General features: G+C 71.5%; 9 protein-coding genes. 4 read left to right on the forward strand and 5 right to left on the reverse strand.

The window, feature by feature from the left end:
- Positions 1–4: 4 nt before the first annotated feature.
- Positions 5–1,519: an alpha-N-arabinofuranosidase gene (locus IE97_RS0115785; protein ID WP_030239142.1), complete on the reverse strand. Its 1,515-nt coding sequence runs from the start codon at positions 1,517–1,519 to the stop codon at positions 5–7.
- A 317-nt stretch (positions 1,520–1,836) separates the two neighbouring features.
- On the opposite strand from IE97_RS0115785, the gene IE97_RS0115790 reads away from it, so the two are divergent.
- The 3 genes from IE97_RS0115790 (at position 1,837) to IE97_RS0115800 (ending at position 5,265) form a co-directional block, all read left to right on the forward strand.
- Positions 1,837–2,448 carry a hypothetical protein gene (locus IE97_RS0115790; RefSeq protein WP_030239146.1) on the forward strand — a complete coding sequence of 204 codons (612 nt, stop codon included), beginning with the start codon at positions 1,837–1,839 and terminating at the stop codon, positions 2,446–2,448.
- On the forward strand, positions 2,445–3,692 hold the full coding sequence (locus IE97_RS0115795; RefSeq protein ID WP_030239150.1) for a DUF6545 domain-containing protein: 1,248 nt from the start codon (positions 2,445–2,447) through the stop codon (positions 3,690–3,692). The genes IE97_RS0115790 and IE97_RS0115795 overlap by 4 nt, the downstream gene beginning before the upstream one ends.
- Before the next feature lie 172 nt (positions 3,693–3,864).
- Positions 3,865–5,265, forward strand: coding sequence for an FAD-dependent oxidoreductase (locus tag IE97_RS0115800; protein ID WP_030239153.1), 1,401 nt, complete (start codon positions 3,865–3,867; stop codon positions 5,263–5,265).
- On the opposite strand, the gene IE97_RS0115805 is transcribed toward IE97_RS0115800, so the two are convergent.
- The 4 genes from IE97_RS0115805 to IE97_RS42510 form a co-directional block, all read right to left on the reverse strand.
- Positions 5,266–6,174, reverse strand: a complete 909-nt coding sequence (locus tag IE97_RS0115805; RefSeq protein ID WP_030239156.1) for an SMP-30/gluconolactonase/LRE family protein — start codon at positions 6,172–6,174, stop codon at positions 5,266–5,268.
- Positions 6,171–6,944 carry an IclR family transcriptional regulator gene (locus tag IE97_RS0115810; protein ID WP_030239160.1) on the reverse strand — a complete coding sequence of 258 codons (774 nt, stop codon included), beginning with the start codon at positions 6,942–6,944 and terminating at the stop codon, positions 6,171–6,173. The genes IE97_RS0115805 and IE97_RS0115810 overlap by 4 nt, the downstream gene beginning before the upstream one ends.
- A gap of 152 nt (positions 6,945–7,096) precedes the next feature.
- A complete protein-coding gene (locus IE97_RS0115815; RefSeq protein WP_030239165.1) occupies positions 7,097–8,347 on the reverse strand; it encodes a PucR family transcriptional regulator in 1,251 nt (416 codons plus the stop codon).
- Between the two features lie 3 nt (positions 8,348–8,350).
- Positions 8,351–8,503: a hypothetical protein gene (locus IE97_RS42510; RefSeq protein ID WP_199807108.1), complete on the reverse strand. Its 153-nt coding sequence runs from the start codon at positions 8,501–8,503 to the stop codon at positions 8,351–8,353.
- A gap of 215 nt (positions 8,504–8,718) precedes the next feature.
- Here IE97_RS42510 and IE97_RS0115825 point away from each other — a divergent pair, with 215 nt between their 5' ends.
- A complete protein-coding gene (locus IE97_RS0115825; protein ID WP_030239168.1) occupies positions 8,719–9,714 on the forward strand; it encodes a DUF3068 domain-containing protein in 996 nt (331 codons plus the stop codon).
- Positions 9,715–9,838 lie beyond the last annotated feature (124 nt).

The following is a 9,838-nucleotide window of genomic DNA, read 5'->3' on the forward strand; positions in this document are numbered from 1 at the left end:
CGGCCTACGCCAGCCGGATCACGTTCCAGGACAGCGGCTCCAGGACGGCGCTCAGCGTGCCGTCCTGGAGGGTGGTGCCGTCGACCTGGTGCGGGGTGACCCGCTCGGGGTCGTCCAGGGTGTTGCGGGCGTCGGGGTCGGCGTCCGCGAGGGCGCTGTGCTCGACGAGCCGGGTGAGGTCGAGGCCGGTCAGGGCGACCTCGAGCGGGAGGGCGTCGGTGCGGCCGCGGTTGACGGCGAAGACCGTGACCGTGCCGTCGTCGGCGCGTACGGCGGTGGCGTGCAGCAGGTCGGTCTCGCCGTACTTCCTCGTCCGGTACGTCGGCGAGTCCACGCGGACGTCGAGGACCTGGCCGCGGCCGTACCGGGCGGCCTGGGCGAAGGGGAAGAACGTCGTCTGCCGCCAGGCCGGGCCGCCCGGCTCGGTCATGATCGGCGCGATGACGTTGACGAGCTGCGCCAGGCAGGCGACCGTGACGCGGTCGGCGTGCCGGAGCAGGGCGATGAGGAGCGACCCGAAGACGACGGCGTCGGTGACGCTGTAGTTGTCCTCCAGGAGGCGGGGGGCCTCGGGCCAGTCGTTCTGCTCGAAGGTCTTCGCGTGCGACTCCCACTCGGGCAGGTACCAGACGTTCCACTCGTCGAAGGACAGGTTGATCTTCTTCTTCGACTTCAGGCGGGCGCCCACGTGGTCGGCGGTCGCGACGACGTTGTCGATGAACGACTCCATGTCGACGGCGGAGGCGAGGAAGGAGTCGATGTCCCCGTCCTCGGGCCAGTAGTAGGCGTGCAGCGAGATGTAGTCGACGAGGTCGTAGGTCTCCTTGAGGACCGTCGCCTCCCACTCGGCGAAGGTCGGCATGGACTGGCTGGAGGAACCGCAGGCGACGAGTTCGACGCCGGGGTCCAACTGGCGCATGGCCCGGGCCGTCTCGGCGGCGACGCGGCCGTATTCCTCGGCGGTCTTGTGGCCGGTCTGCCAGGGGCCGTCCATCTCGTTGCCGAGGCACCAGAGTCTGATGCCGAAGGGGTCCTTGTCGCCGTGGGCGACGCGGAGGTCGGAGAGGGCGGTGCCTCCCGTGTGATTGGCGTACTCCTGGAGTTCGAGGGCCTCGGCGACGCCGCGGGTGCCGAGGTTGACGGCCATCATGGGTTCGGCCTGGGGGCCGATCTTGCGGAGGAAGTCGATGTACTCGGAGAGGCCGAAGCGGTTCGTCTCGGTGGAGTGCCAGGCGAGGTCGAGACGGCGGGGGCGGCTGTCCGCAGGGCCCACGGAGTCTTCCCACTTGTAGCCCGAGACGAAGTTGCCGCCGGGGTAGCGGACGGTGGTGACGCCCAGTTCGCGGACGAGGCCGAGGACGTCCTGGCGGAGTCCCTTGTCGTCGGCTGTGGGGTGGTCGGGTTCGAAGACGCCGGTGTAGACGCAGCGGCCGAGGTGTTCCACGAAGCTGCCGAAGAGGCGGGGGTTCACTTCGCCGATGGTGAATGCCGGGTTGAGGGTGAAGCGGGCGGTGTGCATGGTCGCCTTTCGGGGTGGGTGGTTCTGTGCGGTGGCGGCTGCGGGTGGTTCGTGGCTTTATCGCTGAGGTCTTCCCATTCCCTGCCCCGACTGTCGACGTTCGGCATACCGAAAGGCGCTCGCCACTTCGAACGGGACCGTAAGTTCGGAGCGCTTGCACGTCAATGGGTGACCCGGAACTTTGAGCACGTCTTTTGGGCGGAAGCGATCGTTCCCCGTTGAACCACAGGCACTGGAATCGCGTGACGCGAACACTTTCGGGCGCGTAGTCTCGGACGCGCTGCCACGCCGTCGGTCGGTGGTGAGAAGGGGGAGCGATGGACATCGCGGGCGCGCGGACCAGGGCCGCCCGAATCGCCGCAGCGCTCAGGCGTTCGCGCCATGGCTCCGCCGCGCGCGGCCTGGCCGCCGAACTCGCCACCGCGGTCCGGGCGCGAGAGCGGGTCCCGGCCGATGTGCCGTCGCTGTGCCGGGCGCTGTGCGTGGAGATGAGCGCGCGGCGGGGCGGGCGTCCGGTCGAGCTGCGCTTCGAGCGCTTCCCCGACGAGATCGAGGTGACCGGGCTGTGGGTCGAGTTCCAGGACTTCGACCTGGTGATCGTCGAGGAGCGGGCCGAGGCGGTGCAGCAACTGGTCATCCTCGGGCATGAGCTGTGGCACCTGCACGCGGGGCACGACCACCACCACGCGGTGGGAACGGCGGCGGCCCACGCCTTCGCCGACCGGCCCGGGTGGGAGGACGTCGCGCTGACGGTGGCCGCCCGGAACGGCTCCCGGGAGCGGGACGAGGCCGAGGCCGACGACTTCGGGCACCGGCTGGCCGCGGTGTGCCGGCCGCTGCTGGCGGGCGGACGCGGTCCGGACTCACCTCTCGAACCCGTGCAGCGGTCGCTGGGCTACCGGGGGCCGCGAGGAGGTACGGCACCGTGACGACGGTGGCTCTCACCCCGGTCGAGTTCGTCAACCAGTTCTATCCGAACTTCTGGTGGATCCCCGCCGGGATCCTGGCCGCGGCCCTGGCCATCAAACTGCCCAGCATCATCCGGCTCTGGAAGGATCCGCTGCTGCGCGCGGTCGGCGGACTGCTACTGCTCGCCTGCGCCGTGTTCGTGTTCGTGGCGCCGTCGACGATCGCGCGGGTCAACCGGCTCACGGGGGTGGCGAACTTCTCGGGCCCCTTGGTCTACTCGCTGCTCACCGCGTTCTGCGCGTCCTGTCTGCTGCTGATCATCACCTGGCGCAACGGCCTGAGCGACCCGTCGGACCGTACCCGTCGCGCCATGCGCGGTGTCGTGGCGGTCTACTCGTGTGTGATCGTCGCGATGTGGGTGCTGTTCGCGCTGGCGGACGTGCCGGTGGAGCGGCTGCGGGATCTGGACACGTACTACGCGAACACCCCGTTCATGCGCGAGATGATCGTGCTCTACCTGCTCGCGCACACCGTGGCCGCGCTGGTCACCAACGGGCTGATCTGGAACTGGATCCGCACCGACGGGCTCGACGCACTGCTGCGCTGGGGTCTGAAGTTCCTCGGCGCGGGCTACGCGGCACAGTTGCTCTTCGACGCCGCCAAACTCACCGCCGTGGCGGCCCGTTGGTCCGGACGGAACCTGGACTGGCTGAGCACGGCCGTGGCCCCGCCGCTCGCCTGTCTGTCCGCCGTTCTGATCGCGGTGGGCTTCATCCTTCCGCACGCCGGGCAGTACCTGCACGGCCGCTGGCACGTCCGGCTCGCCCACCACGAACTGCGGCCGCTGTACCTGCTCATGAAGACGGTCAACGGCGGCGGTGTCCCGTTCCTGCTGCGCGCCACACCGGAACTGCGGCTGGTACGCCGGGAGACGTTCATCCGCGACGTGCTGCTGCCGCTCGCCCGGTTCATCGACGAGGACCTGCGCGAACGGTCCCACGCCGCCGCCATCGCCCTCGGGCACGCGCCGGACCGGGCGAAGGCACTGGCCGCCACGGTGGCGATCCTGGACGCGGTCGACACCAGGAACCGGGCCCGAGAGGACGACGGCACGGGCGCCCGCGACACGACTGACCTGCTCCGCGACATCGGAGCCGTGTCCCGCGCCCTGCGCCGCCCGGAGGACATCCGGGCGGTGCGGGCCCGGGCGGAACCGGAGTTCGCCGATGGGCTCGCACCGGAGGGTGGCGCACGCGGGACGTGAAGGTACGGTGAGAGCCGTCCGGAACTGAGGGCCTTCGTGGCTCGATGCGGTGGCCGGCGCCGGTACCCGTACCGGTACCGAGGGACGGTCCGTGCGGCTGACGGCCGCGGCCGGACGTCGAGGAATGCCTTCATGGCGGGGGGAGCCTTCATGGCTGAGTGCGAGGAGTCGCATGTCGCGTAGAGCTGTCGTCATCGGTGCGGGTCTGGCGGGCATGCTGGCCGCGGCGGCCCTGTCCGCCGTCGCGGACGAGGTGGTCGTGCTCGACCGCGACGATCTGCCCGACGGGCCGGAGCACCGCAAGGGGCTCCCGCAGGGGCGCCACGCGCATCTCCTCATGGCGGGCGGCCTGGCCTCCATGGAGGACCTGGTGCCCGGCGTGAGCATGGGCAAGCACCTGCTCGCCGCCGGTGCCCACGAGATCCCGCTCGGCTCGGGCATGGTCGCCCTCACGCCCGAGGGCTGGTTGCGGCGCTGGCGTCACCCCGGCCCGCGGATGCTGACGTGCACCCGGGCACTTCTCGACTGGGCGGTGCGGGGCGCGGTGCTGGACAACACCGGGGTGGTGATCCGCAAGGCGCGGGTGCTCGAACTGGCCGGGTCCCGGCAGCGGGTCACGGGGGTTCGCCTCTCGACCGCCGCCGGGGACGAGGAACTCCCCGCCGATTTCGTGGTGGACGCCAGCGGACGTGGCTCACGGATCGTCAACTGGCTGGCGGGGCTGGGCATCGACGACGTGCGCGAGAAGACGGTGGACGCCGGCCTGGTGAACGCCACCCGCCTGTACCGCACTCCGGAGGGCGCCGACCGCTTCCCCCTGACCATGGTGCAGGCGGACCCGTATCAGGGCCGGCCCGGCCGCAGCGGCATGGTGCTGCCCATCGAGGGCGACCGCTGGATGGTGAGCCTCGCCGGTACGCGAGGGGGCGGCGAGCCACCGTCCGACCCGGACGCCTTCCTCCAGTACACCCTGGACCTGCCCGACCCCATCGTGGGCCGGCTGATCTCCGGTGCCCAGCCGCTCACGGACGTCCACGTCAGCCGCAGCACCAGCAACCACCGGCGCTACCTGGAACGGGTCCGCCCCTGGCCCGAGCGCCTCGTCGTCCTCGGTGACGCGCTGGCCACGTTCAATCCGGCCTACGGGCAGGGCATGTCGGTGGCCGCGCTGGGCGCCCGGGAGCTGGACCGCGAACTGCGGCGGGCGGGCCTCGCCGGGCCCGGACTCGCCCAGCGCGTGCAGCGACGGGTGGCCGGGCCCGTACAGGCTGCGTGGACGATGGCGGTGAGCCAGGACGTCTGGTTCCCCGGGACCCGAGGGGGGTCGCCCGGGGTCGCCGACCGTCTGGTCACCGCCTACACGCGCCGCATGATCCGCACGGCGACCGGCTCGTACACCGCGGCGTCGGCGCTCTGGGACGTGATGAGCATGACGACGGGACCGGCACGGCTGCTCCGGCCCTCGACGGTGCTGGCGACGCTGAGCGGGTCGCCGTTGCCGCCGGCCGCCGGAGCGCCGTTGACGGAGGAGGAGCGGGGGATTCTGCGGGGGCTGGACCGGACGGGGCGCTGATCAGCCGGCGAACGCCGGCTGGGCCAGGCCCTTGCCCGCGTCGGGGACGACCAGCACCGAACCGGAGAGCGGAGGCGGTGACGCCAGGCCGACGCGGGCCGTCGTGATGTAGAGGTCGGTCAGGTCGGGCCCGGCGAAGGCGCAGGCCGTCACACGGGGCACCGGCAGGGGGATCACCCGGTCCAGCTCACCGTCCGGCGTGTAGCGGCGCACCGCGGCGCCGTCCCAGAGAGCCACCCACACGCAGCCCTCGGCGTCGACGGTGAGACCGTCGGGGAACCCGGCGCCGACCTCGATCTCGGCGAGGGTCCGTCGGCCGGACACCTTTCCGTCCGCGTGGTCGAAGACGTCGATGCGGCGGGTGGGCGTGTCGTTGTGGTACATCAGCCGGCCGTCCGGGCTCCAGCCCGTGCCGTTGCTCACCGTCACGTCGTCGAGGACCACCTCGACCGAGCCGTCGCCGGTGATCCGGGACAGGGTGCCGCCGCCCGGTGCCTCGTCGTAGCGCATGGTGCCGGCCCACAGGGTGCCGTCGGGGGCGACGGCGGCGTCGTTGGCGCGGCGGCCGGGGACGGGCTCGTGGTGCAGCCAGCGGAAGCCGCCGTCGGAGCCGGTGACGGCGTCACCGCCGGTGCCACTGCCGGTGTCGCCGTCGGTGGCGCTGTCGGCGTCGAGGAGGCCGATCCCGTCGCGCAGGTTCAGCACCAGGCCCCCGCCCACGCGCGGCTTGACCGCGCCGACGTGCTGTTCGGTGCGGCGGACGGTGCGACGCCCGTCGGCCGGGTCGTAGGTGTGCACACGGGAGCCGAGGATGTCGATCCAGAGGAGCCGGCCCGTGGCCGCGTCCCAGGTCGGTCCCTCGCCGAGCTCGGCCTCGGCCCGGACTGCCACCTCGTACCGCGTCGTCATGCCACGCTCCGGTGTCCGAGGCGCTCGGACAGCTCGGCGGCGCCCTTCACGGCGAGCTGCTCCAGCTCCGCGCGGCGCTCCTCGCTCCAGCGGATCATCGGCACGGAGATCGACAGGGCGGCGACGACCTGCCCGGTGCGGTCGCGGACCGGCGCGGCCACGCAGCTCACGTCCGGGTTGGACTCGCGGCTCTCCACGGCGAGGCCCCGCTCACGGATCTCGGCCAGGGTCTCGCGCAGGGCGGCCGGGTCGGTGATGCTGTTGGGGGTCATCGCGGCCAGCTGGGCGCCGTCGGGGATCCGCGCGGCGAGTTCCTGCTCGGGAAGGGAGGCCAGCAGCATCTTTCCGACGGACGTGCAGTGGGCGGGCAGCCTGCGCCCGGCCGCCGACACCATCCGCACGGCGTGCGTGGAGTCGACCTTGGCGATGTAGATGACGTCCGTGTCCTCGAGGATCGCCACGTGCACCGTCTCGTCGCAGGTCTCGGCGACGGACCGGGCGACCTGCTGCCCCTCGGCGGCGAGGTCGAGCTGCTCGGCGTAGCGGGCGCCGAGCTGGTACGGGCGTACGCCGAGCCGGTAGCGTCCCGGCTGGCCGGGCACCGGGACGATGTACTTGCGGGCGGCGAGCGTGGTCACGAGCTCGTGCACGGTGGTGCGCGGCAGCTGGAGCCGGCGCACGATGTCGGGGGCGGAGAGCGTCCCGTCTCCGTCGAGGAAGAGCTCGAGAATGTCGAGAGCCCGGGTCACGGCTGGTACGAGGCGTCCCATGTCCGGCCCCCTCCCTATGTGTTCTCAGGCGCCTGTGTTCGAGATATCAACAGGCGATCGGCATGACGAACACAGGCTAGCCATAGCGAGGGAGGCGGGCAATGGGCAGCCGCCCTCCGGGCACGTTCGTGACACGGCCGTCTACCTGAGGCTCAGCTCCGGCGTCGGTCTCGTATCCCCCCGAGCTCCCCGCGCAGCCGCTGCGCCCGCAGCACCAGTTCCAGTTCGAAGCGGCGGTCGGGGTCGTCGATCTCCTCGCCCCACAGTTCCCGGATCTGACGGAGGCGGTAGCGGACCGTCTGCGGATGGACGCCGAGTCGGGCCGCCACCTCCGGCGCTCCGCCCCGCGTCTCCAGCCACGCCAGTAGCGTCTCCGCGAGGCGGCGGCCGTGGGTGGGGCCACAGTGGGCCAGCGGGGCCAGGCAGCGCAGGGCCAGGTCGTCGATCAGTTCCTCGGGCTGGAGGAGGACCAGGGCCTCGGTGTGTTCGGTGCAGTGGAGGACCTCGCCGGAGGGGAGCAGGTCGCGTTCCATGAGGCGGACCGCCGCCTCCGCCCAGCGCAGCGACTTCGCCGCGTCGGCGAGCGGGACGGGCGGGCCGATCGCGCCGGACCAGCCGGCCAGGGCCCGGTGCAGCAGTTCGTGGCGGCCTGCCGCGTCCGGATCGGGGACGACCATGCGGGGCTGCTCGTACTCCATGTCGAGCAGGACGCCCTGTCCGACCGCGGGGGCCATGGCTTCCCGGGCGGGGCGGAGGAGGACGCCGACCGCGACCTTGACCGGCAGCGGCCAGCCGATGCGGGCGGCCCGTTCGGTGAAGGCCTCGGTGGGGTCGCCGCGGTGGTGCTCGGCCAGCAGTAACTCCATGAGGCGGCGTTGCAGGCGCAGGCGTTCGCCGGCCTGGCGGGCGGCGGCCTCGGCGTAGCCGCGTACGGACTGGTCGACCAGGCCGTCCAGGTACTCGTAGCCCGCGTCGACGAGTTCGTACATCGCCGGGGGCGGGATCTCCACGCGCTGGCCGATGTCGGCGAAGCGGCGCCAGGCCAGGCGTACGCCCAGGCGGTAGATGGCCTGGAGGGAGTCGAGCGAGCGGCCGCCCAGGCCCTCACCGCGGCCGAAGTCCTGGAAGACGCCGGGCGGGACGGTGGGCCGCCCTTCCGAGTTCTCCAGGTGCTGCACGAAGACCTCGATGGCGCGGCGGATGCCGACGAGGGCCATCGGCTCGCCGGAGTCGTCGAGGACGAAGGGCAGATGGGGGTACTCGCGCTGGATCTCGCCGAGGATCTCCTCGGCGAGCTCGGGCGCCTCGGCCATGGCGACGGCCGCGAACCGGCGCACCTGCAAGCGCGGTACGTCGTGCCAGGCCGAGCGTGTGGTGACGGTTCCGGTGCGGGCGGCCGTCATCCGTCAACTCCCCTGCCCGGTCCGCTCGTACGTGATCAAGGGCGTGTTGGGCTGGTCGGGCGTGGCTTCGAGCAGCGCGACGACGCCCAGCGCGGCTCCCACGGCGAGGGCGGCGGCGAACGTGACGGTCAGCGCGGCGGCTACCAGTCTGGACATCGCAGGGTCAGCCTTCCTGTCCGGCTTCGTCCGGAGGTCGTCCGGAGGTCGTCCCCACCCCGGCGTCCCGTCCCTGCCTGTCGCGCCCAGTCTCGACAAGCATTGACACCCCGTCAAGAGCGGCCTACGGTTCCCGGCCCAGCCGCACGTGCCGTTTCCCGAGCCGTGCCGGTCCTCTCGTACGTCGAGCCGTCCCAAGCCACTGGAGTGCCTGGATGCGCCGTACAACCTCTCCGTTTTCCCTGGTCCTGCTGGGTCTCGGCACTTTCCTGCTGGTGCTGGCGCCACTGCTCGCCTGGTACGTGCAGCCGCGTGCCGCGGTGAACCCGATCGACATCGACACGACCGCCGTCTACACCGGCCGGGGCAGCGTCTTCGACACTGACCGGATCGAGACGGTACCCGACCGAAAGATCACCGTGACGCAACGCGTCCGGGGCAACGTCGAGGACAGCGAACGCAGCGGCAAGGCCGTCTGGGACGTGATCACCACGGTCGACACCGACAAGTCGCTGCCGGCCGCCGACCCGCACGACGCACTGGACTTCACGCCGCACCGCTGGGTGACGGACCGGAAGACCAACCGGCCCGTGCACTGCTGCGGGGAGAAGCCCTACATCGAGGGCGAGGCCTATCTGAAGTTCCCCTTCGACGTGCAGAAACGCTCGTACCAGTGGTGGGACAACACCCTCGGCGACACGGTCGTGCTGCGCTACCGGGGCACCGAGAAGATCCAGGGCTACACGGGCTACAAGTTCACCGGCTCCGTGCCGCCGACCAGGACCGGTACGCGGATGGTGCCGGGCAGTCTCGTCGACCAGCCGGAACGGCCGCAGGTGCTGGCCGAGGAGTGGTACTCCAACCACGGGTTCGAGCTGGTCGTCGACCAGGCCACGGGACGCGTGATCTACGCGCAGACCGGACCGAAGCGGACCCTGCGGGCGCCGGGCGGGAAGAAGGACGCGGCGGTGCTGCTGGACAGCCGGAAGGTCTCGTTCACGACCGAGACGCAGAAGGAAGCGGTGCGGCAGGCGAAGCGGGACAGCGGCCAACTGCGGCTGGTCGGAACGACGTTGCCGATCGGCGCCGGGGTGACCGGTCTGGTGCTCGCGGTGGTGGGTGGCGTTCTGGTGGTGCGTGGGCGGAAGGAGCCGGAGCAGACCGTTCCGTCCGAAACGCCCGATACGCCCCAGCCCACCCTCACGATGTGATGTGACGTCAGCTTCAACAAAGCCCGAAATTGTCACGCCGGTGAGTAGCCGTGGCGATCGTCCGGGCGAAAACTGTCCAACCCCACCCCGAGCACAACCCGTCCACACTCCCCTCCCAGGAAGA

It is taken from the genome of Streptomyces sp. NRRL S-455, assembly GCF_000717875.1.
Taxonomy (GTDB): domain Bacteria; phylum Actinomycetota; class Actinomycetes; order Streptomycetales; family Streptomycetaceae; genus Streptomyces.